25 protein-coding genes are annotated in these 22,296 nt (G+C 69.6%); 13 read left to right on the top strand and 12 right to left on the bottom strand.

Annotated elements, in window-relative coordinates:
- The first annotated feature begins 60 nt into the window (after positions 1 to 60).
- Positions 61 to 1,545, top strand: coding sequence for a DEAD/DEAH box helicase (locus tag KXJ60_RS07615; RefSeq protein WP_291125940.1), 1,485 nt, complete (start codon positions 61 to 63; stop codon positions 1,543 to 1,545).
- 43 nt (positions 1,546 to 1,588) lie between these two features.
- On the opposite strand, the gene KXJ60_RS07610 is transcribed toward KXJ60_RS07615, so the two are convergent.
- On the bottom strand, positions 1,589 to 2,425 hold the full coding sequence (locus KXJ60_RS07610; protein ID WP_291125937.1) for a symmetrical bis(5'-nucleosyl)-tetraphosphatase: 837 nt from the start codon (positions 2,423 to 2,425) through the stop codon (positions 1,589 to 1,591).
- Positions 2,426 to 2,434: 9 nt separating this feature from the next.
- Between KXJ60_RS07610 and KXJ60_RS07605 the strand changes: the two genes are divergently transcribed.
- Positions 2,435 to 3,745, top strand: coding sequence for a hemolysin family protein (locus KXJ60_RS07605; protein ID WP_291125934.1), 1,311 nt, complete (start codon positions 2,435 to 2,437; stop codon positions 3,743 to 3,745).
- Positions 3,746 to 3,765: 20 nt separating this feature from the next.
- Here the strand turns inward: KXJ60_RS07605 and KXJ60_RS07600 are convergent, their stop codons facing one another.
- A complete protein-coding gene (locus tag KXJ60_RS07600) occupies positions 3,766 to 4,200 on the bottom strand; it encodes a hypothetical protein (protein WP_291125931.1) in 435 nt (144 codons plus the stop codon).
- Between the two features lie 141 nt (positions 4,201 to 4,341).
- Between KXJ60_RS07600 and KXJ60_RS07595 the strand changes: the two genes are divergently transcribed.
- Complete coding sequence (locus tag KXJ60_RS07595; RefSeq protein WP_291125928.1) at positions 4,342 to 5,223, top strand: DUF6502 family protein; 882 nt, start codon at positions 4,342 to 4,344, stop codon at positions 5,221 to 5,223.
- Complete coding sequence (locus KXJ60_RS07590) at positions 5,220 to 6,482, top strand: DUF5666 domain-containing protein (RefSeq protein ID WP_291125926.1); 1,263 nt, start codon at positions 5,220 to 5,222, stop codon at positions 6,480 to 6,482. Before KXJ60_RS07595 ends, KXJ60_RS07590 begins: the two co-directional genes overlap by 4 nt.
- Positions 6,483 to 6,500: 18 nt before the next feature.
- Here the strand turns inward: KXJ60_RS07590 and KXJ60_RS07585 are convergent, their stop codons facing one another.
- Positions 6,501 to 8,795: an ATP-dependent DNA helicase gene (locus tag KXJ60_RS07585; protein WP_291125923.1), complete on the bottom strand. Its 2,295-nt coding sequence runs from the start codon at positions 8,793 to 8,795 to the stop codon at positions 6,501 to 6,503.
- 33 nt (positions 8,796 to 8,828) lie between these two features.
- Here KXJ60_RS07585 and KXJ60_RS07580 point away from each other — a divergent pair, with 33 nt between their 5' ends.
- Together KXJ60_RS07580 and KXJ60_RS07575 are read left to right on the top strand one after the other, a co-directional pair.
- Positions 8,829 to 9,623, top strand: coding sequence for a hypothetical protein (locus KXJ60_RS07580; RefSeq protein WP_291125920.1), 795 nt, complete (start codon positions 8,829 to 8,831; stop codon positions 9,621 to 9,623).
- An 80-nt stretch (positions 9,624 to 9,703) separates the two neighbouring features.
- Positions 9,704 to 10,225, top strand: coding sequence for an Mpo1-like protein (locus KXJ60_RS07575; RefSeq protein WP_291125917.1), 522 nt, complete (start codon positions 9,704 to 9,706; stop codon positions 10,223 to 10,225).
- A gap of 15 nt (positions 10,226 to 10,240) precedes the next feature.
- Here the strand turns inward: KXJ60_RS07575 and KXJ60_RS07570 are convergent, their stop codons facing one another.
- Both KXJ60_RS07570 and KXJ60_RS07565 read right to left on the bottom strand, forming a co-directional pair.
- Positions 10,241 to 11,029 (bottom strand): metallophosphoesterase, encoded by a 789-nt coding sequence (locus KXJ60_RS07570; protein WP_291125914.1) that lies wholly within the window; start codon positions 11,027 to 11,029, stop codon positions 10,241 to 10,243.
- Positions 11,026 to 11,997, bottom strand: coding sequence for a diacylglycerol kinase family protein (locus tag KXJ60_RS07565; protein ID WP_291125911.1), 972 nt, complete (start codon positions 11,995 to 11,997; stop codon positions 11,026 to 11,028). Before KXJ60_RS07565 ends, KXJ60_RS07570 begins: the two co-directional genes overlap by 4 nt.
- A gap of 128 nt (positions 11,998 to 12,125) precedes the next feature.
- On the opposite strand from KXJ60_RS07565, the gene KXJ60_RS07560 reads away from it, so the two are divergent.
- The 5 genes from KXJ60_RS07560 to KXJ60_RS07540 are packed head-to-tail and all read left to right on the top strand — an operon-like array spanning position 12,126 to position 15,317.
- Positions 12,126 to 13,031 (top strand): RNA polymerase sigma-70 factor, encoded by a 906-nt coding sequence (locus KXJ60_RS07560; RefSeq protein ID WP_291125908.1) that lies wholly within the window; start codon positions 12,126 to 12,128, stop codon positions 13,029 to 13,031.
- 44 nt (positions 13,032 to 13,075) lie between these two features.
- Entirely contained in the window at positions 13,076 to 13,534 is a 459-nt protein-coding gene (locus KXJ60_RS07555; protein WP_291125907.1) for a carboxymuconolactone decarboxylase family protein, read from the top strand.
- Positions 13,531 to 14,268 carry an SDR family oxidoreductase gene (locus KXJ60_RS07550; protein WP_291125904.1) on the top strand — a complete coding sequence of 246 codons (738 nt, stop codon included), beginning with the start codon at positions 13,531 to 13,533 and terminating at the stop codon, positions 14,266 to 14,268. Before KXJ60_RS07555 ends, KXJ60_RS07550 begins: the two co-directional genes overlap by 4 nt.
- 37 nt (positions 14,269 to 14,305) lie before the next feature.
- Positions 14,306 to 14,692, top strand: coding sequence for a hypothetical protein (locus KXJ60_RS07545; protein ID WP_291125901.1), 387 nt, complete (start codon positions 14,306 to 14,308; stop codon positions 14,690 to 14,692).
- 37 nt (positions 14,693 to 14,729) lie between these two features.
- Entirely contained in the window at positions 14,730 to 15,317 is a 588-nt protein-coding gene (locus KXJ60_RS07540; protein WP_291125898.1) for a flavin reductase family protein, read from the top strand.
- Between the two features lie 34 nt (positions 15,318 to 15,351).
- On the opposite strand, the gene KXJ60_RS07535 is transcribed toward KXJ60_RS07540, so the two are convergent.
- Complete coding sequence (locus KXJ60_RS07535) at positions 15,352 to 15,582, bottom strand: SlyX family protein (RefSeq protein WP_291125896.1); 231 nt, start codon at positions 15,580 to 15,582, stop codon at positions 15,352 to 15,354.
- A 135-nt stretch (positions 15,583 to 15,717) separates the two neighbouring features.
- On the opposite strand from KXJ60_RS07535, the gene KXJ60_RS07530 reads away from it, so the two are divergent.
- On the top strand, positions 15,718 to 16,245 hold the full coding sequence (locus KXJ60_RS07530) for a hypothetical protein (RefSeq protein ID WP_291125893.1): 528 nt from the start codon (positions 15,718 to 15,720) through the stop codon (positions 16,243 to 16,245).
- Between the two features lie 10 nt (positions 16,246 to 16,255).
- Here the strand turns inward: KXJ60_RS07530 and KXJ60_RS07525 are convergent, their stop codons facing one another.
- The 5 genes from KXJ60_RS07525 to KXJ60_RS07505 form a co-directional block, all read right to left on the bottom strand.
- The gene (locus KXJ60_RS07525; RefSeq protein WP_291125890.1) at positions 16,256 to 16,837 is read right to left on the bottom strand and encodes a glycine zipper 2TM domain-containing protein; all 582 of its coding nucleotides are present in this window, start codon (positions 16,835 to 16,837) and stop codon (positions 16,256 to 16,258) included.
- Positions 16,838 to 16,946: 109 nt separating this feature from the next.
- Positions 16,947 to 17,870: a thiamine phosphate synthase gene (locus tag KXJ60_RS07520; RefSeq protein WP_291125887.1), complete on the bottom strand. Its 924-nt coding sequence runs from the start codon at positions 17,868 to 17,870 to the stop codon at positions 16,947 to 16,949.
- Complete coding sequence (locus KXJ60_RS07515) at positions 17,867 to 18,676, bottom strand: thiazole synthase (RefSeq protein WP_291125884.1); 810 nt, start codon at positions 18,674 to 18,676, stop codon at positions 17,867 to 17,869. The genes KXJ60_RS07520 and KXJ60_RS07515 overlap by 4 nt, the downstream gene beginning before the upstream one ends.
- A 7-nt stretch (positions 18,677 to 18,683) precedes the next feature.
- Complete coding sequence (gene thiS, locus KXJ60_RS07510) at positions 18,684 to 18,881, bottom strand: sulfur carrier protein ThiS (RefSeq protein ID WP_291125881.1); 198 nt, start codon at positions 18,879 to 18,881, stop codon at positions 18,684 to 18,686.
- A 16-nt stretch (positions 18,882 to 18,897) separates the two neighbouring features.
- Positions 18,898 to 19,968: an FAD-dependent oxidoreductase gene (locus tag KXJ60_RS07505; protein ID WP_291125878.1), complete on the bottom strand. Its 1,071-nt coding sequence runs from the start codon at positions 19,966 to 19,968 to the stop codon at positions 18,898 to 18,900.
- Between the two features lie 32 nt (positions 19,969 to 20,000).
- Between KXJ60_RS07505 and thiD the strand changes: the two genes are divergently transcribed.
- The gene (gene thiD / locus KXJ60_RS07500) at positions 20,001 to 20,852 is read left to right on the top strand and encodes a bifunctional hydroxymethylpyrimidine kinase/phosphomethylpyrimidine kinase (protein WP_291125876.1); all 852 of its coding nucleotides are present in this window, start codon (positions 20,001 to 20,003) and stop codon (positions 20,850 to 20,852) included.
- Between the two features lie 75 nt (positions 20,853 to 20,927).
- On the opposite strand, the gene KXJ60_RS07495 is transcribed toward thiD, so the two are convergent.
- Positions 20,928 to 22,235: a cytosine permease gene (locus KXJ60_RS07495; RefSeq protein WP_291125874.1), complete on the bottom strand. Its 1,308-nt coding sequence runs from the start codon at positions 22,233 to 22,235 to the stop codon at positions 20,928 to 20,930.
- Positions 22,236 to 22,296 lie beyond the last annotated feature (61 nt).

Genomic DNA, 22,296 nt, shown 5'->3' with positions numbered 1-22,296 from the left:
TGGCCGGAATTGGGCCAAAAACCGTCAAAGTGAGACAATAACGGGCTAACTTTGACGCCAATGACCCAATCCTTCTCCGAACTTTCCCTCTCGCCTGCCATTGAGCGGGCCGTGGCCGAAATGGGCTACGCGACCATGACGCCGATCCAGGCGCAGGCGATTCCGGTGGTGCTGCAAGGCCGCGACGTGATGGGCGCGGCCCAGACCGGCACCGGCAAGACCGCCGCCTTCACGCTGCCTCTGCTGCAGCGCATGCTCAAGCACGAAAACGCTTCGACGTCGCCCGCCCGCCACCCGGTGCGCGCCCTGGTGCTGCTGCCCACGCGTGAGCTGGCCGACCAGGTGGCCGAGCAGGTCAAGCTGTATGCCAAGTACACCAACCTGCGCAGCACGGTGGTGTTTGGCGGCATCGACATGAAGCCGCAGACCATCGAGCTGAAGAAGGGCGTCGAAGTCCTCGTGGCCACGCCCGGTCGTCTGCTGGACCACATCGAGGCCAAGAACTGCGTGCTCAACCAGGTGGAGTACGTGGTACTTGACGAAGCAGACCGCATGCTCGACATCGGCTTTCTGCCGGACCTGCAGCGCATCCTCAGCTACCTGCCCAAGCAACGCACCACACTGCTGTTTTCGGCCACGTTCTCGCCCGAGATCAAGCGCCTGGCCAACAGCTACCTGCAAGACCCGGTCACGATCGAAGTGGCGCGCTCCAATGCCACGGCCTCCACGGTGGAACAGCATTTCTACCGAGTGGAAGACGACGACAAGCGCGGCACCCTCAAGCAGATCCTGCGCGAGCGCGGCATCAAGCAGGCCTTCGTGTTCGTCAACAGCAAGCTCGGTTGTGCGCGCCTGGCGCGTTCGCTGGAACGCGAGGGGCTGAACACGGCCGCCCTGCACGGCGACAAGAGCCAGGACGAGCGCCTGAAGGCGCTGGCCGCCTTCAAGGCCGGCGAAGTCGATCTGCTGGTGTGCACCGACGTGGCCGCGCGCGGTCTGGACATCAAGGATGTGCCGGCGGTGTTCAACTTCGACATTCCTTTCAACGCCGAAGACTACGTGCACCGCATTGGCCGCACGGGTCGTGCCGGTGCCTCGGGTCTGGCCGTGTCGTTCGTGAGCGGGCGCGATGCGCGTCTCATGGGGGACCTGGAAAAGCTCCTCGGCAAGAAGCTGGAGCTGGAAGCGATGGAGTTCGAAGCGGACCGCCGCCCGGCGGGTCGCTTCAACGATGGCCAGCGCGCCTGGCAGCAACCCGAGGGCGAAGAGGGCGAGCGCCGCGAGAGCCGGGCGATTCGCGAGAGCCGTGACAGCCGCGCCCCACGCGAAGCCCGTGCCGATGCGCGCCCGAGCCGCGCGCCGCGCGCACCCGCCGACCCCTTGTTCGACAAGCCTTACGAGCCCAGCGCCCCGAGTGAAACGCCGCCTTCGTGGGAGGTGTCGCAGCGCACCACTGCGCGCACCAGCGTCTCGCCCAACATCAAGACGCGCCGCAAGGTGGCCGCCTTGTTCAAGAGCGCGCCTGCGCCGGCACAGGAAAGCTGAGGGCCAGGCCCTTGCCCGACCCTGCCAGGCGGCCTGCGCCGCCTCAGTGCTTCCCAGGCCGGCTGGCCTGTTCGCAGCGCACCGAAATCCGCTCCACCTCGCCCGGCACCTCCGTGATGCGGGCGGCGGTGAGGCAGCCGCCCCAGACACAGCCGGTGTCCAGCGCCTGCAGATCGCGGCGGTGCACGGTGCCCAGTGTGGACCAGTGGCCAAACGCAATCGGCACACCCTCGCTCAACCGCCCCGGCACATCGAACCAGGGCATGAAGCCTTCGGGCGCCGCACCCGCGCTGTCTTTCGTCTCGAACTCCATCACGCCCTGTGCGCTGCAAAAGCGCAGACGGGTCAGGGCGTTGACGATCACGCGCAGGCGGGTTGCACCGCGAAGCGATTCGCTCCACAGCGGCGGTTCGTTGCCATACATCTGGTGCAGAAAGCCCACCCAGTCGGGACTGCGCAGCACCGCCTGCACTTCGCCGGCCAGCGCCAGGGTGCGAGGCGCGTCCCATTGCGGCAGCACGCCTGCGTGCACCATCAGCCAGCCATGCTCGAACAGGGCCATGGGCCGTGCGCGCAGCCAGTCGAGCAAGGCCTCGCGGTCGGATGCGGCGAGGATGTCGCCCAGGGTGTCGCTGCGGTGTGGCTTGCGCACGCCGTGCGCCGTGGCGAGCAGGTGCAGGTCGTGGTTGCCGAGCAGTCCGTGTGCCGAACCCTCGAGTGCCATGAGGCGGCGCAGCACCGCCAGCGACCCGGGACCCCGGTTGACCAGATCGCCCAGCAGGTACAGCGTGTCGCGGCTGGGCGAGAAGCCGATGTCGTCGAGCAGGCGCCCCAGTGCGGCGTCGCAGCCCTGCACATCCCCGATCATGTAGAGTGACATGCCCCGATTATGGATACCCTCTTAATTGTTTTTCTGACGCTGCTCAACGGCGCGTTCGCCATGTCCGAACTGGCCCTGGCGTCGAGTCGCAAGGCGCGTCTGGCGGCCATGGCCGAGGCCGGTGACAAAGGCTCGGTCACCGCGCTCAAGCTGCTGGAGAACCCGACCCAGTTCCTGTCCTCGGTGCAGGTGGGCATCACCTCCATCGGCATGCTCAACGGCATTGTTGGCGAGGCCGCCTTCAGCGGCGGTCTTGCCGTGTGGCTCCAGGCGCAGGGGCTCACCGAAGGCACCGCAGACGTGGCCGCCACGGCGCTGGTGGTGGCGGTCATCACCTTCATCACGATCGTGTTTGGCGAACTGGTGCCCAAGCGCATCGGTCAGCTTTATCCGGAGGCCGTGGCGCGCTGGGTGTCGCGCCCCATGGCGTTTGTGGCGAAGGCGGCCAAGCCGTTTGTGTGGCTGCTCACGCACACGACGCAATGGGTGCTCAAGTTGCTGCGCATCGACACCAACGCGGTGCAGCACGTGACCGAAGAAGAGATCAACGCCAGCCTGGAGGAGGGCGTGGACGCCGGCATCATCGAGGAGCACGAGCACCAGATGGTGCGCAACGTGTTCCTCCTGGACGACCGACAGCTCACCTCCATCATGGTGCCGCGCTCGGAGATCGAATGGCTGGATGCCGAAAACAGCATTGATGCCGCCGTGCAGAAGGCGTGGACCACCGGGCATTCGTGGTACCCCGTGTGCCGCGGTGGTCTCGACGATGTGGTGGGCGTGATCCACCTGCCTCGCATGCTGGCGCTGCAGGCCGAGGGCAACAACGAATCCCTGATGCGCCACGTGCAGCCCGCGGTGTTTGTGCCCGAAACGCTCACCGGCATGGAGCTGCTCGAGCAGTTTCGGGAGCGCGCCACGCGCATCGTGTTTGTGGTCGACGAATACGGTGTGGTGCAAGGCCTGCTCACGCCGTTGGACATGCTGGAGGCCATCACGGGTGAACTCTCGCCACGCACGGCGGTGCAAGCCTGGGCCACGCAGCGCGATGACGGTGCCTGGCTGGTGGACGGCGCCATGCCCGTGGCCGAACTCAAGTCGCGCCTGGACATCGACGAGCTGCCCGACGAAGACAAGGGCCGCTACAACACGGTGGCGGGCCTTATGCAGACGGTGGCGGGTGAACTGCTGGGCCGTCGCGAGCATGTCGACTGCGCGGGCTGGCGCTTCGAAGTGCTGGTGCTCGATGGCCGGCGCATCGATCAGGTGCTGATCTCGCGCCTGCCCGAGCCCGAGTGGGTGACCGACGCGGACGGTTGAGTCCGCGCGGCCTGCCGTTGTCAGCGGTGGTTCGGGCCATCGTCTGTACCACGGCCGCGGCGGCTGTCGCCTGCCGAGTCGTCGGCACCGCGTCCACGACCTGCGTCGCCTGCCGAGTCATCGGCGCCACGGCGGTGGCCGCTGTCTTCTGCGTGCGAGCGTCCTGCCGAGTTGGCGGCACTGGTGCTGGCGCCATCGTCGCCCGAGCGGCCACGCCCACGGCCCTGACCATCCGAAGAAGTGGACGAACCCGACGACGAAGAGCCCGATGAAGCGCCCGAAGACGAACTGGCGCCGGAACTGCCTTTGCCGCTCCCGGAGCTGCCGCTGGAGCTGCCTCCCGAGCCTCCGCTGGACCCGCCACTGGAGCCCCCGTTTTTGGCCATGGCGGCGCCTGAGGCCAGGCTCAGCGCCAGGACGGTGATGACGGTCGCGAGCGTGTGTTTGTTGCGCATGAGGAACTCCATGTGATGAAGAAAGTCGGTGGGATGTTGATGTGGGATTATTTCCCACGACTCGATTATTGTGGGAAAAATTCCCACGTCAAGTGTTTCGTGTGATTTTTTCCCACGCAAGGCGTTACCATCCGTATCCACATGGCACCCCCACCCCTTCCACCTGCTGCTGGCCCTGATTCGCTGGCGGGACCATCTCCCGCATTGGTCCGGGCGCTGCGGCAGGCGCTGCGCCCATTGGTGAAGCTGATGCTGGCGCAGGGCATCACCTACCCCTATCTGACCGACCTGCTCAAGGGCTTGTTCGTGGACGTCGCGGAGCGCGACTTCCGCCTGGATGACAAGCCCCCCACAGACAGCCGCGTGAGCCTGGTCAGCGGTGTCCACCGCAAGGACGTGAGCCGCCTTCGGCCCATGCTGCGCACGCCGGGCGTGCTGGCGCCGACGGTGGTGCCGCTGGGTGCGCAGCTGGCGGCGCGGTGGATGGGTGACGCGCGCTACCTGCAGGACGATGGGCAGCCGCGTCCCCTGGCCCGCCTGGCCAGTGAAGGGGGTGAGCAATCCTTTGAGGCGCTGGTGGCGAGCGTGAACAACGACATCCGCTCGCGGGTGGTGCTCGATGAGTGGCTGCGCCAGGGCGTTGTGCACCTCGACGAGCAAGGGCGGGTGTGCCTGGACGCCGCCGCCTTCGTGCCCACCCGTGGCGCCGAGGAAAAGGCCTTTTACCTGGGTCACAACCTGCACGACCACGCGGCTGCGACTGTGCACAACGTGCTGGGCGGTGAGCCGCCGTTTCTCGAGCGCAGCGTGCACTACAACGAGCTGTCGGCGGCTTCGATCGCGCGTCTGCAGAAGTTGGCGGAGCAACAAGGCATGAAGGCGCTGCTGGCGATGAACAAGGCGGCGATGGAGGCCGAGGCGACCGATCGTGCGCTGGATCCACAGGCGCCTCGGCAGCGCTTTACCCTGGGTGTGTACTTTTATTCGGCGCCGGTGTCGCCCGGCGAGGAGTCTTCTGAATGAACCGTTTGTGGCTGGGCCGCTGGCACCGTCGGGTGTTCATGCTTCTTGTGGGGCTGGCGCTGTCGGCATGCGGCACCCGGGCCGACTTGAATGCATCCCGTGCAGGCGCCGACGTGTGCGCGCGCGCTGCCTCACCGGTGAACCCAGCCACGCTGGCGCCGGGCCTGGGCGGCACCGGCGCACCGGCGGTGGCTGGCGCGCGCGATCCCGGTGGGCTGGGCGGCACAGGGCAGGTCGCCGAAGGCGGACTGGGTGGCACGGGCATCGTGGGCGTGGTCACGGGCTTTGGCAGCATTTGCGTCAACGGGATCAAGGTGGACTACGCACCCGACACCCCGGTGCTGCGCGATGGCCGCCCGGTGCCGCAAAGCGAGCTGTCTGTGGGCCAGGTGGTGGCACTGCAAGCCGAGGGCGATGCGCCTGCCCTGCGCGCACGCCACATTGCCGTGCTCGATGCGGTGGTGGGACCGCTGGGTTTGGTGGACGCGACCGGCGCCCGTTTCACGGTGATGGGGCAGGCGGCTACCGCGCTGGTACCGGGCGATCTGAATGGTCTTCGCACCGGTCAGTGGGTGCGTGTGAGCGGGCAGCGCCTGGCCAGCGGTGAAATACGCGCCACGCGTGTGCAGGCCGCGCCAGAAGGCCCGGTGTGGGTGGCAGGCACGCTGACGCGCGTGGAGCCGGGCGCATGGTGGATTGGCGGCACGCGCGTGGAGGCGGGCTCGAGTGCCCTGCCTGCGGGGCTGTTGTCAGGCCAGGAGGTGGGTGTGCAGGGCCGCTGGCTCGGCAACGACCGTGTGGCGTTGAGTGCCCTGTCGATCCGTCCGACGCGCGCCGCCCTGGGCGCGGTGGGCGAGGCCGTGCTCAATGGCTATGTGCACCAGGTGCAGGGGCGCGAGGTCACGCTGGGGTTCGAGACCCTCACATTGGCGCCTTCGCTGCAAGTCGTGGGCGGCCGGCTGGAGACCTTGCGCGCGGGCCAGCCGGTGCGTGTGCGCGGGCGTTGGGACGCGCAGCAGCGACTGGTGGTCGACCAGCTGGAGTTCCGCCGCGAAGGCGGTGGAGGTGGGCGAAGCCGCAGCAGGGGAGACGATTCCGGTGGGGACGACTCCTCGGGCCGTCGTGGTGGCGACAGCAGCGGCAGCGGTAGCGATGGCGGTGGAGACAGCGGAAGCAGTGGCAGCGGAAGCAGCGGAAGCAGCGGAAGCAGCGGCAGTGGATCGAGCGGGCAGGGTCGCGGGCGAGGCCGGGGCGGCTGAGGCCCTGCGCGGCTGGCTTCAGTCGGTGGCGCCGTGGATGCGCCACCAGGCGGGCAACAGCCGGCGCACCTCGCTGCGGGCAAAGCGCTCGTCCATCAACACCACCACGCCTTCATCGGTCGGCCCGCGAATCACGCGGCCAGCGGCCTGCACCACTTTCTGCAAGCCGGGAAACAGGTAGGCGTAGTCGTAGCCCTGCCCGTAGCGCGCCTGCAGCCGCGCGCGCAGCTGTTCGTTGACCGGGTTGAACTGCGGCAGGCCCAGCGTGGCGATGAACGCGCCGATCAGCCGGTTGCCGGGCAGGTCGATGCCTTCGCCAAAGGCACCACCGAGCACCGCAAAGCCGATGCCCCGACTGTCTTCGGTGAAGCGCGCCACGAAGGCTTCGCGCTCGTGCTCGCCCATGCCGCGCGACTGTGCCCACACCGGCAGCGCCGGGTGCAGCGCTTGCAGGCGCTGCAGTGCCTGCTGCAGGTAGTCGAAGCTGCTGAAGAAGGCCAGGTAGTTGCCCGGGCGCTGCGCGTATTGCGTGGCCATCACCTCGACGAGCTGGTCGAGCGACTCGGCGCGGTCGGTGTAGCGGGTGGACAGGCGCGGTGTCACACGCACCTGCAGCTGGGCGGGGTCAAAGGGTGAGGGCACGTCCAGCGTGGCGGTGTCGGGTGGCAGGCCGAGCAGGTCGCTCACGTAGGTTGTGGGGCTGAGCGTGGCCGAAAACAAGGTGGCGCTGTGCGCGGCTTGCCAGCGCGGCTGCAGCAGCGGACCGGGGTCCAGGTTGCGGATGGTGAGCACCGGGTGGCGCGTGCGGCCGCTGGCGCGCGGCGGGTGGGTGAGGTCCACCATGGAATGGTCGTCAAACACCTCGGCCACGCGCAGGAAGCGCTGCACCTCGAACAGCCAGCCCTGCAGCTCGGCGGCGCTGTCGCCCTGCGGCTCCAGTGCGAGGTGGTCGAGCAGGGCGACGTGGTGGCGCTGCAGCGCTTCCACAAACGCGCCGGGCAACTCGGGCAGCACGGCGGGCTCGTGTATGTGCAGCCGGGCCAGGGTGCCCCACTGCCGGTGCAGGCGGTCCAAGGTTTTTTTCAGGGGCGCGGGTGCGCTTTTGCGCAGCGCCTGAAAGGTGGCCGGTTGCAGTTCTGCGCTGTACATCAGGCGGGCGCGCTCAATGAGGTTGTGCGCCTCGTCCACCAGCACGCCCACGCGCAGCTCGTCGCCGACCGTGAGCGCCCAGGCGTGTGCGCTCAGGTCGAAGAAGTGGTTGAAGTCGCCCACCACGACGTCGCTCCAGCGCAGCATGTCCTGACCCAGGTAGTAGGGGCAGACCTCATGCTGCAGCGCGATGATGCGCAGTGAGGCCTTGTCGAGCCAGCCCGCCTGGGCGGCGGCTTCGCGGGCCTGTGGCAGGCGGTCGTAGAAGCCGCGCGCCAGCGGGCAGGCGTCGCCGTGGCAGGCTTTGTCGGGGTGTTCGCAGGCCTTGTCGCGCGCCACCAGCTCGAGCACACGCAGCGGCTGCACGTGCAGCCGCTGCAAGGCGTGCAGCGCGAGCTGGCGACCGGGGGTCTTGGCCGTGAGGTAGAAGAATTTGTGGGTGCCTTGTGCGGGCGCGGCGCGCAGGGCGGCAAACAGCGTGGCCATGGTTTTGCCGATGCCGGTGGGTGCCTGCGCCATGAGGTGGCGCCCGGCGCCGTGCGCCCGGTAGACCGCGGCGGCCAGCTCGCGCTGACCGGGTCGAAAGCCGTCAAACGGAAAACGCAGTGTCTGCAGCGCGGCGTCGCGCGCGGCGCGGTGCGTGCGTTCGGCGCGCGCCCAGCCGGCGTAGCGCGCGCACAGCGATTCAAAGAAGGCCTTGAGTTCGATGGCCGTGTGCCACACGGGCAGCACCGTCTCCGTGCCGGTGTCGATGTTGAAGTACACCAGCGCGAGCTCGATGCGCTCCAGGCCGAGCTGTTCGCACAGCATCCAGCCGTACACGCGCGCCTGCGCCCAGTGGAGCTCGCGGTGGTTGTCGGGGATGCGGGTGGCGTCGCCGCGGTGCGTCTTGATCTCTTCCAGGCGCGGCGTGGCGGGGTCGAATCCGTCGGCGCGGCCCTGTACCCGAAGCTCGCCGCAGCGCGCGCTCAAGGCCACCTCGCGCTGGTAGCCGGCCGCGCGCCGCGCGGTCACGGTGGTGTGGCCGGCCACGCCTTCCTGCGCGCTGGGCGAGGGCGTGAAGCGCAGGTCGAGGTCGCCCGTTTTGGCGGCGAACGCGCAGAGCACGCGCACCGCCACCGAGGCGGGCGCATCGGCGTCGGGCGGCAGTTCGTCAGCGTGCATGGTGCGGCATGGTACTGGACATATAGTCAGTGCATGAGCCCGACCGCCCCCGCCCTCACACGCCGCCACCACCAGCGCCTGCGCGAGATCCACCGCTCGGCCGGCTGGCCGTGTCTGGACATGCTGGAAGTGGAGCTGCTCGCCGCCGGGCTGTTGGAGCGCTGCCCATCGCCCGACGGGTTCGAGCGCCTGCGCGTGACGGACGCCGGCATCCAGCGCCTGGCCGAGGTGTTTGCCGTGAACCGCGCGGCGCGCACGCCGCACGAGGCGCTGGTGGAGCGCGTGGCCCTGGAGATGGCGCGCGCGGGCCGTCTGGCCTGGCGCGGTCTGGCGCTGCGGGTGCCGCTGCCACGCACGCTGCTGGCGGGCCCATCCGAAGAGGCGCCGGTGCCGCAGCAGGCGTGTGCCTTCGAGGCGGATGCCGTGCCCGATGTGCCCGGGCATGGGTGGTGCATGGCCTGCCCCGACGTGTTTTCGGTGCGGCACACCACGGTGGAGGCCTATCTGGAGCCCGTGGTGCACGAGATCAAGGTGAGCCGGGCGGACCTGCTGGGCGATCTGCGCAAGCCCGCCAAGCGCGCCGCTTACCTCGGCCTGGCGAGCGCCTGCTGGTACGTGCTGGGGCAAGACAGCCGGGGCCGGCCGATTGCCGCGCCCGACGAAGTGCCACCCGAATGCGGCGTGATGCAGCTGGAGGGCGAGCGCTTGGTGGTGGCGCGCGATGCGCCACGCCGCGCCTTCGAGCGCCTGCCCTTTCATGTGTGGATGGCGCTGGCGCGCAGCGGCCCGGCTGCGCGGCCACAGGACGACGCCCAGTCGCTGTTGTGACGGCCCGGGTGCAAGCCCTCTGGCGTTTTGGCGCCACCGTGGAGATGATGTTGTCCTGTGCAGCGTCGACAGGAGACACCATGAAAACACTCAACGACCAACTCAGCCAGTACGCGGCTTACCACCGGGACCGCCGCAACATCCTCACCCACTTCGTCGGCATTCCCATGATCGTGCTGGCCGTGGTGCTGCTGCTGGCGCGCCCGGCCTTCGGGGTGGCGGGGCTGTCGATGTCAGCGGCCACGCTCGCGGTGATCGCTGCCACGCTCTACTACCTGCGGCTGGACCTGCGCTTTGGCATCGTCATGGGGTTGCTGCTGGCGGCCTGCCTGGCGTTTGCGCAGGCCACGGCCAGCCTGTCCACCACCGCCTGGGCCACGCTGGGCGTGGGCCTGTTCGTGGTGGGTTGGGTGATCCAGTTCGTGGGCCACATCTTCGAAGGCCGCAAGCCGGCCTTTGTGGACGACATCATGGGGCTGGTCATCGGCCCGTTGTTCGTGGTGGCCGAGCTGGCCTTCCTGATGGGCCTGCGCCGCGAGGTGGAGGCGGTGGTGGAGTCGCGCGCGGGGCCGGTGCGCGCTGGCCGGGCGCTGCGCACCTGAAGACCTGCGAACGCCTCAGCGCGCCGGCTGCAGGCGCGTGACGCGCACCTGTTCGAAGGCGTCTTCGGTGGCGACGTGGTCCCACTGCTCCACCGCGCAGGTGCCTTGCGAGGCGTTCCAGCGCACCACATTGACCGAGTTCGGTACGCCCGGGCGCACGCGGTGCGACACGGCGGTGCCGGCCTGCACCGCCCACATCGGCCTCGCCAGGCCGGGCAGAGGCATCACGTAGGGCAGGTGGATGTGGCCGCCCATCACGAGGTCGGCGCCCGCCGAGGCCCAGGCGGCCTGGGCGGCGGCGTGGCCGATCAGGCGGTCGGGCACGTCCTGCGGGCGCTGCACGTCGATGGGCTGGTGCACCACCACCACGCGCAGCTGGGCAGGCGTGGCGCGCGCTAGGCGCCGTGCCACGCGCGCCACCTGCTGCGCCGACACCTCGCCGTTCTGGTGGCGGTGCGCGCGTGTGGTATTCACGCCGAGCACCATCAGATCGGAAGAGCGAAACACGGGCTCGAGTTCCTGGCCGAAGGCCGCGCGGTGGCCCGCATAGGGCTGGGTCAGGCGCGCCCACAGGTTGAACAGCGGAATGTCGTGATTGCCCGGCACGACCAGCAGCGGCAGCCGCAGACCCTTCATGAAGTCGCTGGCCGCGCGGAACTGCTCGGGCCGTGCCCGCTGCGTGATGTCACCCGAGAGCACCACCAGCCGGGGCTGCAGTTGCTCGGCCAGTCGCGCCAGGGCCTGCACCACCGCTGGTCGTTCGGTGCCGAAGTGGGTGTCGGAGATCTGCAGGATCAGGCTCAAGCGGGCGGCTCTCTTTCGGCCAGCGGAGGTTTGAGGAGGTAGAGCGGTTGCGGCATGACGTGGAAGTCCAGGGGTGGTCTCATGTGCACCACCTCGCCGTCAAAGGCCAGCTTCATGCGGCGGCGGCGCAGCACCAGCGGGGGCTTGACCACCATGCGCTCGAACTCGAATCGCTCGATGTCGTCGGCATCGCCCAGCGTGCCCATGGCACCGCGCAGCAGCAAGCGCAGCAGCGCGAATGTACCGATGGGTTTGAGCACCACGGCGGTCACGCGGCCGTTGTCGCGCGCGCCGTCGGGGCTTTGTGCTTCCACCACGCCCACCTGCTCGAGTTGCAGCCGGTTGTTGCCCACAAACAGGGTCAGGGTGTGCACCTCGCGCTGGCCGCCCTCGAGTTCGATCTTCAGTTTCAGGCGCTTCTGCGCGCGCAGCAGCGTGGCCAGCGCGGCCCAGATGGCCACCCACTGGCTGCGCCCGAAACGGTTCTTCCAGACCTCGCGGTCTTCGAGGAGATCGGGGTACAGGCCCACGCTGGCGTTGACCAGAAACAGGTGCTCGTTGACCGCCGCCACCTGCACCGGCTCGGGCTGGGCATCCAGCAGCTGGGCCATGGCCGCGCCCACCTCGGTGGCAATGCCGTGCGTGCGCGCAAAGTAGTTGAAGGTGCCGCGCGGGATCACGCCCATCGAGCAGCCCGCCGCGTGCGCCGCCTGGGCCACGGTGTTGATGGTGCCGTCGCCACCCACCGCCACGATGGCCGATTGTTCGGCGCGCGCGCGTTGCGCGAGCTCGGTGGTGGTGGTGCGCAGGTCGGCGGGCTCGCAGAAGTGCAATTGCCCGGGCCGGCCGGCTGCGGCCAGCGCCGCTTCGATGGTTTCGCGCGTGCCGTCGCCGTCCTGGCTGCCGGAGCGGCCATTGATGATGAAGTGCAGCGTCGCGCTGGGGTCGAGGGACGGCGGGTGGGGCATGGGGTGGGTCGGTGAGAAGTACCGACGGGCCACTGTACCCGAGCCCCCACATGCGCGCCGGCCATGCGCCATGGCCGGGCGTAGAGTGGCAGCTGTCACAACCGTGCCGTACCGAACGTCTAAGGGCCATGAACGACCCCACTGCCGCCTTCAACCGCCTGCGCCCCCGGCTGCACGGCATCGCTTACCGCATGTTGGGCTCGGCCGCTGAAGCCGAAGAGGTGGTGCAAGACGCCTGGTTGCGCTGGCACGAAGTCGCGCACGCCGACCTCGACAGCAGCGAGGCGTGGCTCGTGACGGTCACCACCCGCCTGGCAATCGACCGCCTGCGCAGCGCCAAGGTGCAGCGCGAGCACTACGTGGGCACCTGGCTGCCCGAGCCACTGCTGTCCGACGCCGTCGTGACGCCCGAGCAGTGGCTGGAGCGCGCCGACGACGTGTCCGTGGCCTTCCTGGCCTTGCTCGAGCGCCTGGCACCCGAGGCGCGCGCGGCGTTTCTGCTGCGCGAAGTGTTCGATGCCGATTACGGTGAGGTGGCCGAGGCGCTGGGCAAGAGCGAGGCGGCGTGCCGCCAGATCGTGCACCGGGCCAAGGTCCAGCTGCAGGACGAGCGGCCACGCCACATCGTCCCGCGCGAGGCTCAGTTGCGCCTGCTGCGCGGCTTTGCCGATGCCGCGTCGACGGGTCGGTTCGCGGCGTTGCAGGCGTTGCTGGCCGAAGACGCGCAGCTCATGGGCGATGGCGGTGGCAAGGTGCCCAGCTTCGGCGTGCCCATCGTCGGAGACCGTCGCATTGCGCAACTGTTCTACGCCACCCACCGGCGCTTTGGTGATGCCGTGCGCTTTGAGGTGGTGGCGCTCAACGGTCAGTGGGGCCTGCTGCGCTTCATCCATGGGGGGCTGGAGTCGGCCCAGGCCTTCGAAACCGATGGCCAGCGCATCCTGCGCGTGCACGTGCAGCGCAACCCCGACAAGCTCGCGCGCATCGCGGCAGCACTCGGGCGCGAGCTGGCTGTCACAAACCCGGGGGTGTGACCGTCTTGCTGGGTGTGTATCCCAACCACCCTGAAAGACGACCCATGAACGCACCCCGACTCCCCTGGACCGACATCGCACCCAAGGCCTACCAGGCCATGGCCGCGGTCGGTGCCACCACCGCCGCTTCTTCGCTCGGCCCCATCCTCATGGAGCTGGTGAAAACGCGCGTCTCACAGCTCAACGGCTGTGCCTTCTGCGTCGACATGCATGTGCGCGACCTGCGCAAGCACGGCGAACGCTGGCAGCGCATCAACAGCCTGTGCACCTGGCGCGAAGCCGGGCTCTACAGTGCACGCGAACGTGCCGCCCTGAACTGGGCCGAGAGTCTCACCAGGCTTGTGGAACACCACGGCCACCGCGACGCCGACTTCGAGCAGCTGCAAGGCCAGTTCAGCGACCAGGAAATCGTCGAACTGTGCTGGGTGGTGGCGCAGATCAGTGCCTGGAACCGCATGTGCGTGGGTCTGAACGCGCCCGTGGCAGAGAAGGAGATCGCATGAACATCGTCGTGATGGGCGGCAGCGGCCTCATTGGCCAACAGCTCGCCATCCGCCTGCGCGCTGCCGGGCATGCGGTCACTGCAGCGTCGCCCTCCACCGGGGTGAATGCCGTCACGGGCGAGGGCCTGGACGCAGCACTGGCCGGCGCGCAGGTGGTGGTGGACGTCACCAACTCGCCTTCGTTTGAAGACGAGGCGGTGATGCAGTTCTTCTGCGCTTCCACGCGTCACCTGCTGGCTGCTTGCGAGCGGGCCGGCGCAGCGCACTTCGTCGCGCTGTCCGTTGTGGGCTCCGAGCGGGTGCCCGCCAGTGGCTACTTTCGCGCGAAGGTGGCACAAGAGGCCCTCATTGCCGCGGGACCCGTGCCGTACACCATCGTGCGCGCCACGCAGTTCCACGAGTTCCTTCTGTCCATCGCGCACGTGGCTACCGAAGGTCAGACTGTGCGCTTGCCGCCGGCACCGCTGCAGCCCATCGCCTCGGCCGATGTGGCCGCTGCGTTGGCCGACGTGGCCACGCAAGCGCCGATCGGTGGCGTGTGCGAAGTGGGCGGCCCCGAGGCCGCCCCCCTGCACGAACTGGTGCGCCGTGTGCTGCTGGCCCGCAACGACCGGCGCGAGGTGGTCTGCGACCCGAAGGCCACCTACTTCGGCACACCTCTCGAAGGACGCGAGCTCATTCCGGGGCCGAGTGCCCGCATCGGGTCGATCACGCTGGCGCAGTGGTTGGCCTGAGCGGAGAATGGCGGCTCCTCATTCATCAGGAGCCGCCATGCACCCGATCCAACGGATTGCTTTTGCCGCTGTGGCCTGGGTGGCCGCTGCCTCGGCCTGGTCCCAGACGCCGCTGGACGGCAGCTGGCGCGTCACCTTTGCCACCGAGGGCAGCGAGGGGCGTGAGGCACTGGTGGAGCTCAAAGGGGGCATCGGCACCTGGACCACCTACCCCCGCGGTGACCGCGACCGCCGGGACGCCTGTGTGGGTCGCCCCTTTCCTATCGCCATCGAGGGCGATCCCGTCAAAGGCCTGAGCCTGACGCTCGACGCGAAAGCCATTCCCGGCTGCCGCGACCGCAAGGCCACCTTGAAGTCGGTGGACGACAAGACGCTCGAAGGCAGCTTTGACAACGGCAGGGCGCTCAAGCTGGCGAGGCAGTAGCGCGTGCGCAAAGGCATGGGCCGGCACAATGGCGCGCATGAGCCACACGCCGCCACCCGCCCACTTCCAGCCCGTTCCACTCGACAAGGCCTACCGCCTCATCAACCACGGCCCCACCGTGCTGGTGTCGTCTGCCCACGCGGGCGAGGTCAATGTGATGTCGGCCGCCTGGGCCTGCGCGCTGGACTTCTCACCGCCCAAAGTCACGGTGGTCATCGACAAGGCCACGCGCACCCGCGCGCTGGTGGAAGGCAGTGGTGCGTTTGCCTTGTGCGTACCCTGCGCCGCGCTGGCCGCCCTCACGGTGGGCGTGGGCACCGACAGCGCCGCCACCGTGCCCGACAAGCTGGCGCGCCATGCCGTAACGACCTTCACCGCGCCGGGCCACACGCTGCCGCTGGTGGACGGCTGCGTGGCCTGGCTGGTGTGCCGCCTCGTGCCCGAACCCCACAACCAGGCCGCCTACGACCTGTTCATTGGCGAGGTGCAGGCCGCCTGGGCCGATGACCGTGTGTTCCGCGAAGGGCGCTGGCACTTTGACGGAGCACCCGACACGCTGCGCACGCTGCACTACGTGGCGGGTGGGCAGTTTTATGTGACGGGGGCTTCGCTGCAGGTGGGCTAGGCACCTGGGCACGGCGTGGGCCGCGGGAGCCTCTTCAGTAGTGCGGCGGCAGCTCGTCGCGCAAATTGCGCACGGCCGGTGCGCCTTCGGGCTCACCGCGCTGGCGCAGGCGGCTCACTTCGCGCAGCAGCAGGTCGATCTGTTCCTGCTGCCGGGCCACCAGCTGGTTCAGGGTGTCGAGCAGGTCTTCGGCGTAGCTGGCCTTGATTTCCAGGTCGGTGAGGCGCTGCTCGGTGGCGGCGTCGGGGGTGGGTGTGGTGTTCATGCCCGTATTGGACGCGAAGTGCGATGTCCGCGCGCCGAATGTCTGCCAGCGCACAGACCCGGGCCGTGCCCTGCGTCAACCTCCGGACTTTGTCTTGCGCCCGTGTGTGCAAGTCGGGTTCTCTGGAGATTGCGCATGCCCGATAGACGATCGAGACTGGCCACCACGGCCTCGCGCTGGTTCGAGGACACTGTGGCGCTCGAACGCGAGCCCGACGACGCGCCGCCCACGGACGCGATCTCGCGCCTGCAATGGCTGTCGACCGCCCGTGCGTTTGCCGACACCGGTGGCCTGGTCAGCGGCGACGAGCTGGCCGATCTGCTGCGCCAGCAAGGCCACGACGACGCGCTGATGCGCGTGCCGCAGCCCCTCTCGCTGGTGGCGCGCTGGATCGTGTCGCAATCGGTGGTGTCGATCGACAGCCCGTGGGGCCGTATGCTGCCGCTGTTTCAGTTTGATCTGCCGCGCGCTGCGGTGCACCCCGGCATGCGGCCTTTGCTGGCCGAGCTGCAGGGCGTGCTGGACGATGTCGAGCTGGCGCTCTGGTTTGTCACGCCCAACGAATGGCTGGGAGGCGCTTGCCCCGCGCTGGCCATGCACCACGGCCTGGCGGCGGTGCGCCAGGCCGCACGCACCGACCGTTACGTGGCGCTCGGCTGCTAGCCGGCGTGGGTCAGATGCGCGGCTCGCCGTTGCCGTTGACGAGGATCGTGCGGCCCGGCGGCGCGGACATCTGCACGTGGTGCACCACGCCGCGGAAGGTGTAGCTCACGTCCCAGTACTCGGGCGCGTTGCTGGTGTCGGTGGTGCAGCGCTGCACGTCTTGCGTCTGGTTGTTGCGGCCCACGTTGGAGCCCACCGCTGCGCCGGCCACCGCGCCGCCCACGGTGGCAATGTCGCGCCCGGTGCCGCCGCCGATCTGGTGGCCCAGGATGCCGCCAATGACGCCGCCGACGATGGCGCCCGGCACGTTGCGCCGCGACTCCACCTGCTCGCGCTCCATCCAGCAGCGCTGGCCGCCTTGCGGGCCGACCACCGCGCGCACCGAGCTCACCGGCACCTCGTACAGCGTCTCCGAGTCGCGGCGTCGGTAGTCGCGCGGGGCGGGCTGGTTGGGGGCCTGGTACACGGTCGGCGAAGGGTACTGGTTGGCCGGCGGTCGGGGCGTGCCGCAGCCGGTGAGGGCGAGCAGCGCCGCCCCGGCGACCAAGGCGAGGCGGGACATCGGGGGGAAGGTCGAACCGGTGTGTTTCATGGGAGCTCCTGTGCGAAGTGAATGGCGCGCGAGGGCGCGGCCTTTCACTGTGCACGGTGCCACCCGGTCGGTCTGTTCGCTGCCGCTCACAGCGCGGCGCCGGCCGGGTTCAGTGCGTGCCGGGCTGCAGCGCCGCCGTCCACCGTGCCACGGCGGCGTCCAGGTCGGGCTCGGCCATCAGCGCACGCACCACGCCCACCGAGCGCACGCCGGCGTTCAACACCTCGGGCAGGTTGTGCAGGTCGATACCGCCGATGGCCATGTGTGTCGTGTCGCGCAGCAGCGCGGCGTAGGCGCGCAGGCGGCCCGTGCCTTGCGGTGCGGTGGCCATCTGCTTGAGCGTGGTGGGAAACACCGCGCCCATGGCGATGTAGCTGGGGTGGTGCGCGTCGGCCAGCAGCATCTCGGCGTAGCCGTGCGTGCTCAGGCCCAGCCGCAGCCCGGCCTGGCGAATGGCGCTGAGGCCTTCGGGCGTCATGGCCTGCAGGTCTTCCTGGCCCAGGTGCACGCCGTAGGCTCCGGCGTCGATGGCTTCCTGCCAGTGGTCGTTGATGAACAGGCGCGCTCCGGTGCCCTGCACGCCGGCCACCGTGGCACGCACCTCGGCGCGAATGGCCTGGGCGTCGCCCGATTTGAAGCGCAGCTGCACCGTGGGCACGCCCGCGCGCGCCATGCGGATGGTCCAGTCGGCATCGGGCATCACGGCGTAGAGCCCGATCTCGGGACAGGGGGCAAATGCGTGTTCGCGCGGGTGCGGCGCGATGCCGAAGTCGGCGGGCTCGTCGGGCCAGTGCGCAGCGTCGAGCTGGCCGGTGCGCCGCGCGCGGTGGGCCCACGCGCGCGCCACGCACAGCGCGTCGGCGTCGATGAAGCCGAGCGCATGCGCAGCCTGCAGCGCGGCGACGAACACCGGGTCATCGGACGCGGGGGCGGGCGCCACGGCGCCGGGCGCCAGGGGCAGGGCCAGCGTGTGGCGGTGCGCGGCCACGATGGCTTGCGCCATGGCTTCGACGGAGGTGAGGGTGGTGCTCATGATTCGTGGTGCCAGAAAGGCGTGCCCAGGACGGGCGTGCTGGGCTGGGCGCTGGCCTGCGGCTGCATGGCACCCGAGCGGAAGGCGGCGCGCCCGGCGCGCACCGCGTCGGCGAAGGCGCCGGCCATGTCCACCGGCGACTGGGCCAGCGCCACGGCGGTGTTGAGCAGCACGCCGTCAAAGCCCCACTCCATCACGGTGCAGGCGTGCGAGGGCAGGCCCAGGCCGGCGTCGACGATCAGGGGCACGCTCAGGCGCTCGCGCAGCAGGCGCATGGCGTAGGGGTTCACGGGGCCCTGGCCGGTGCCGATGGGCGCGGCCCAGGGCATCACGGCCTGGCAGCCCACGTCCACCAGGCGCTGGCAGAGCACCAGGTCTTCGGTGCAATAGGGCAGCACCTTGAAACCGTCGTTGATGAGCTCGCGCGCGCAGTCCACCAGGTTGAGCGTGTCGGGCTGCAGGCTGTAGTCGTCGCCGATGAGTTCGAGCTTGATCCAAGGTGTGTTGAACACCTCGCGCGCCATCTGCGCGGTGGTGATCACTTCTTGTGCGGTGTGGCAGCCGGCGGTGTTGGGCAGCACGGGCACGGCGAGCTCTTGCAGCAGCTTCCAGAAGGCCGCGCCTGCTTCGGGCTGCGCCGCGCCCTGGCGCCGCAGCGAAGCGGTGAGCATGCCGGGTTGCGCGCGCTTGACCGCGGCTTCCAGCGTGGCGGGCGAGGGGTAGCGCGAGGTGCCGAGCAGCAGGCGGCTGGCGAAGGTCTCGCCGTAAAGCACGAGCGCGTCGTCGGGGTGGTGCGGGGTGGTCATGGGGTCCTCAGCCGCCGGTGATGGGGGCAATGATTTCAATGCGGTCGCCCTCGCTCAGCGTGCGTTGGGCGTAGGCGGTGCGGGGCACGAACTGCAGGTTGACGGCGGCGGCAAACACCGCCGGTGGCTCCCAGATGCGCAAGGCATCGGCGAGCGTGGCGCCCTCGGGGAGTTCGCGGGGTTCCTGGTTGATCAGCACTTGCATGCGGTGTTCCATTCTGTCAGCGGATGACCGCCAGGCCGAGGGACTCGGCCAGCGGAGAGTGGCCCTGCTCCACCAGCTCCAGCGCGGCATCGAGCACGGCGGGCGCGATGAGGAAGCCGTGGCGGTACAGGCCGTTGATCGCCATTCTGCGCGGCGCGCTCAGGCGCAGCGCGGGCAGGTTGTCGGGCAGGGTGGGGCGCAGCTGCACGCCCATTTCGATGATGCGCGCCTCACCAAAGCCCGGGTGCACGGTGTAGGCCGCGCTCAGCAGCTCCAGCGTGGAGCGCACGCTGGCTGGCGAGAGGTCGTCGGACTCGATCTCGGTCGCGCCGATGACGAATACGCCCTCGGGCTTGGGGGCGATGTAGAGCGGGTAGCGCGGGTGCACCAGCCGCGTGGGGCGCGAGAGGCTCACGCCTGGCGCCAGCACGCGCGCCACTTCGCCGCGCACACCGCGCAGCGCGTCCCATTGCGGTTGCCCGCCCAGGCCGCGGCAATCGAACAACCAGGCATCGGGGCCCGGGTCCACCTCGTCGGGCGTGCGGGCGGTGTGCCAGCGCACCGTCACGCCCAGCACCTGCATCTGGTGCGCCAGCGCGGCGAGCAGCTCGCGGTTGTCGAGCTGGCCTTCGTCGGGCAGGTACAGGCCCTGCGCGAAGCGCCCGGCCAGCGAAGGCTCCAGCGCCGTGAGGGCCTCGCCGTTCATGCGCTGCGCCTGCGGCAGCGAGGGCAGGGCAGCGCTGGTGCGCGCGAGCTGGCCTGCAAAGCGTTCGGCCTCGGCCGCGTCCTGCCGGTGCCACAGCACCAGCGTGCCAAGTTGCTGGAAAAACACCGGGCGCTCCAGCGTGGCCAGCAGCTGCGGCCAGCGCGCCAGCGCGTGCTGGCCCATGCGCACCACGTTGAGCTCGGTCACGGCCGACTCCGCCAGCGGCGCGAGCATGGCGGCGGCCACACGCGCCGCCGCGTGCGCGGCCTCGGGGCCGCCGGCATCGATCACCTCCACACGGTGCCCGCGCTGCGCCAGCGCGCAGGCCAGCAAGCGGCCCATCAGGCCGGCACCCAGGACGGTGGCATCAGGTTTCAGCATGTAGGCCCTCCGGCACTGCAACAATGTGGGCCATGACAAAACAACCGCAACGCTACACCCGTGTCCTGTCCATCGCCGGCTCCGACAGCGGCGGTGGCGCCGGCATTCAGGCCGACCTCAAGACCTTTGCGGCCCTGGGCTGCTACGGCATGACGGCCATCACCGCGCTCACGGCACAGAACACGCTGGGCGTGAGCGCCATTCATGGCGTGCCGCCCGACATGCTCAAGGCCCAGCTGAGCGCGGTGCTCGACGACATCGGTGTGGACGCGGTCAAGATCGGCATGCTGCACGCGCCCGACATCGTGCGCACGGTGGCCTGGGCGCTGAAGCACTACGGCGTGAAGCAGGTGGTGCTGGACCCGGTGATGGTGGCCACCAGTGGCGACCGGCTCATCGCCCCCGACACCGTGCAGGTGCTGGTCGACGAGCTGTTTCCGCTGGCCACGGTGGTCACGCCCAACCTGGACGAGGCGGCGCTGCTGCTGGGCCGGCCCATCACCGCCGCCGGTGAGCTGGAGGCGGCCGCACGCGACCTGCTCGCCATGGGCGCCCCGGCCGTGCTGCTCAAGGGCGGGCACCTGCCGGGCGACGAGGTGGCCGACCTGCTGGTCAGCGGCCCCGGGCCGGTGCAGCGCCTGGCCTCGCCGCGCATCACCAGCCGCAACACGCACGGCACCGGCTGCACGCTGTCGTCGGCCATTGCCGCGCACCTCGCGCTCGGCGAGCCGCTGGAGCGCGCCGTGGCGCTGGCGCGCAGCTACATCCTGCAAGCCATTGCCATGGGCGCCGACGTGTACACCGGCGCTGGCCATGGCCCGCTCAACCACGGGCATGCACCCGTGGCGCAAATCAAAAGATCCCCCGCGTCGCCGTCCCATTGAAGAAGGGGGGCGAGACCGGAGGCCCGGCAAAGCCGGGTCTTCGGTGTCCCTCGACGGCGATGCGGCGTGCATGCGTCAGGCCCGGGCCGGGGTGAGGCCGCCGGCGTTGCGCGGCCGCGTGGCGGCGGCCAGCACGAAGGTGAGTGCCAGCGTGGGCAGGGCCGAGCCGAGGTCGGGCGCGTAGGCCTTGATCAGGTGGTACGTGGCGATGCCCGCCACCCACAGGGCTGCAGCACTCCAGTCGACCGCGCGCGCCGTGAGGCTGGGCACGGCCGCGCCACTGCCCAGGCGGCCCAGGATCACGCCGTACAGCGGCACGAACACCGAGCTCAGCAACAGCAGGAACGGCTCCAGCGTGTGGATCGGCAGCACCAGCGCCAGCGCCGTGCACACCAGCGCAAAGCCCAGGCCGGCGGCGCGAATGCTCCAGCGCGGGCGCAGGCTGTGCAGCGAGACCGCGCCCGAATGCGCGTCGCCGTAGGCGTTGTCCATTTCGTCGAGCAGGATCAGGCCCAGCGCGATCAGGCCGCCTTGCGCCAGCAGCAGCGCGCCCACCAGGTTGGTGCCCGGCTCCACGGTGCTCACCACCAGCACGCCCAGTGCATAGCACCAGATGTTGGCCAGCGCATAGCCCAGCCAGGTGCCACCGAGCGTGGTCGCCGCGCGCTTGCCGTGGCGGGCGTAGTCGGCCACCAGCGGCAGCCACGAGACGGGCATGGCGATCACAAGATCCATGGCCGAGAACATGCCCATGCCACCCGCACCGGGGCGGTTCCAGAAGCCGTCAAACCCCTGCGCCACCAGGCGCGTGCCGAACTGCCACGTGAGCCAGGCCAGCGACGCGATCACCAGCGGGAGCGCGAAGCGGCTCACGAAGCGGCGCACCAGTGTGAGCATGGAGCCGGCCATGAGCGCGGTGAGCACCGCGCCCCACAGCAGCGTGGCCAGCAGCTTGCCGGTGAAGCCATCGACCGCGATGCCCAGCGTCTGCGTGGCAATGGCCACCGTGCCCTCCTGCATGATGACCAGCTCGAAGGTGGTCCAGCCCAGCAGCTGCGCGATGTTGAGCAGCACCGGCAGGCGCGCGAACGCGCTGCCGTAGGTGGCGTGCATCAGGCCTGCGCTGGACAGACCGGTCTGGCAACCCAGCCGCGCCGTCCAGGCCAGCAAGCCGGCGCCAATGAGCGAGCCCAGCAGGATGGCAATGACCGCGTCGCGCGTGCCCACGGCGGGCACCAGGTAGGCGCCGATCTGCATCACCAGCAGGCCGGTGCCCAGGCTGAACCACAGCGCGGCGTGTTCGTGGAAATGGAAGACCCGGTGGCCGGCTGGCACGGGTGTGAGGGCCGAGTTGGCCGGTGAAGACGACGTTTGGAATGCCATCAATTTGCTCCATGCAAAGTTGAGGCAGGTGGGCGGGTTCGGCACCTCCGGGAGCGCCTGG

It is taken from the genome of Hydrogenophaga sp. (assembly GCF_019264445.1).
Taxonomy (GTDB): domain Bacteria; phylum Pseudomonadota; class Gammaproteobacteria; order Burkholderiales; family Burkholderiaceae_C; genus Hydrogenophaga.
This window is presented reverse-complemented; position numbering and strand designations above follow the sequence as displayed.

Excerpts from the sequence above, each read along its gene's own strand:
- KXJ60_RS07615 (WP_291125940.1), top strand. The coding sequence starts at position 61 with ATGACCCAATCCTTCTCCGAACTTTCCCTCTCGCCTGCCATTGAGCGG.
- KXJ60_RS07610 (WP_291125937.1), bottom strand. The coding sequence starts at position 2,425 with ATGTCACTCTACATGATCGGGGATGTGCAGGGCTGCGACGCCGCACTG.
- KXJ60_RS07605 (WP_291125934.1), top strand. The coding sequence starts at position 2,435 with ATGGATACCCTCTTAATTGTTTTTCTGACGCTGCTCAACGGCGCGTTC.
- KXJ60_RS07600 (WP_291125931.1), bottom strand. The coding sequence starts at position 4,200 with ATGCGCAACAAACACACGCTCGCGACCGTCATCACCGTCCTGGCGCTG.
- KXJ60_RS07595 (WP_291125928.1), top strand. The coding sequence starts at position 4,342 with ATGGCACCCCCACCCCTTCCACCTGCTGCTGGCCCTGATTCGCTGGCG.
- KXJ60_RS07590 (WP_291125926.1), top strand. The coding sequence starts at position 5,220 with ATGAACCGTTTGTGGCTGGGCCGCTGGCACCGTCGGGTGTTCATGCTT.
- KXJ60_RS07585 (WP_291125923.1), bottom strand. The coding sequence starts at position 8,795 with ATGCACGCTGACGAACTGCCGCCCGACGCCGATGCGCCCGCCTCGGTG.
- KXJ60_RS07580 (WP_291125920.1), top strand. The coding sequence starts at position 8,829 with ATGAGCCCGACCGCCCCCGCCCTCACACGCCGCCACCACCAGCGCCTG.
- KXJ60_RS07575 (WP_291125917.1), top strand. The coding sequence starts at position 9,704 with ATGAAAACACTCAACGACCAACTCAGCCAGTACGCGGCTTACCACCGG.
- KXJ60_RS07565 (WP_291125911.1), bottom strand. The coding sequence starts at position 11,997 with ATGCCCCACCCGCCGTCCCTCGACCCCAGCGCGACGCTGCACTTCATC.
- KXJ60_RS07560 (WP_291125908.1), top strand. The coding sequence starts at position 12,126 with ATGAACGACCCCACTGCCGCCTTCAACCGCCTGCGCCCCCGGCTGCAC.
- KXJ60_RS07555 (WP_291125907.1), top strand. The coding sequence starts at position 13,076 with ATGAACGCACCCCGACTCCCCTGGACCGACATCGCACCCAAGGCCTAC.
- KXJ60_RS07550 (WP_291125904.1), top strand. The coding sequence starts at position 13,531 with ATGAACATCGTCGTGATGGGCGGCAGCGGCCTCATTGGCCAACAGCTC.
- KXJ60_RS07545 (WP_291125901.1), top strand. The coding sequence starts at position 14,306 with ATGCACCCGATCCAACGGATTGCTTTTGCCGCTGTGGCCTGGGTGGCC.
- KXJ60_RS07540 (WP_291125898.1), top strand. The coding sequence starts at position 14,730 with ATGAGCCACACGCCGCCACCCGCCCACTTCCAGCCCGTTCCACTCGAC.
- KXJ60_RS07535 (WP_291125896.1), bottom strand. The coding sequence starts at position 15,582 with ATGAACACCACACCCACCCCCGACGCCGCCACCGAGCAGCGCCTCACC.
- KXJ60_RS07530 (WP_291125893.1), top strand. The coding sequence starts at position 15,718 with ATGCCCGATAGACGATCGAGACTGGCCACCACGGCCTCGCGCTGGTTC.
- KXJ60_RS07525 (WP_291125890.1), bottom strand. The coding sequence starts at position 16,837 with ATGAAACACACCGGTTCGACCTTCCCCCCGATGTCCCGCCTCGCCTTG.
- KXJ60_RS07520 (WP_291125887.1), bottom strand. The coding sequence starts at position 17,870 with ATGAGCACCACCCTCACCTCCGTCGAAGCCATGGCGCAAGCCATCGTG.
- KXJ60_RS07515 (WP_291125884.1), bottom strand. The coding sequence starts at position 18,676 with ATGACCACCCCGCACCACCCCGACGACGCGCTCGTGCTTTACGGCGAG.
- thiS (WP_291125881.1), bottom strand. The coding sequence starts at position 18,881 with ATGCAAGTGCTGATCAACCAGGAACCCCGCGAACTCCCCGAGGGCGCC.
- KXJ60_RS07505 (WP_291125878.1), bottom strand. The coding sequence starts at position 19,968 with ATGCTGAAACCTGATGCCACCGTCCTGGGTGCCGGCCTGATGGGCCGC.
- thiD (WP_291125876.1), top strand. The coding sequence starts at position 20,001 with ATGACAAAACAACCGCAACGCTACACCCGTGTCCTGTCCATCGCCGGC.
- KXJ60_RS07495 (WP_291125874.1), bottom strand. The coding sequence starts at position 22,235 with ATGGCATTCCAAACGTCGTCTTCACCGGCCAACTCGGCCCTCACACCC.